The sequence below is a fragment of the Dyella sp. SYSU CM1112 genome (genome assembly GCF_058216415.1).
Map to the genome: position 1 here is coordinate 1 of NZ_JBZEGI010000161.1, position 255 is coordinate 255.

General features: G+C 60.8%; 1 protein-coding gene. It reads left to right on the forward strand.

Annotated elements, in window-relative coordinates:
* On the forward strand, positions 1-230 hold a 230-nt coding region (locus tag AC4HNJ_RS22055), incomplete at its 5' end, for a ketopantoate reductase C-terminal domain-containing protein (protein ID WP_490481749.1).
* Positions 231-255: the final 25 nt, after the last annotated feature.

Below are 255 nucleotides of genomic sequence, written 5' to 3' on the forward strand. Positions count from 1 at the left end.
GCGATGCCGTCCTGCAGCGCGCGCGTTCTGTATTGACCGAGCAAGGTTCGACGATGAGAGCGTCGATGATGCGTGATCTGGAACAAGGTGGTCCGGTGGAGGCCGATCATGTGATCGGCGATTTGCTTGCGCGAGGTGAAGCGGCGGGTCTGGATCTACCCATGATCCGGCTGGCATACACCCATCTGAAAGCATACAAGGCAAAGCGAGCACGCGCGCAGGGTAGCTGAGGTTCCGTTCGTCCCGGCGTTCCGC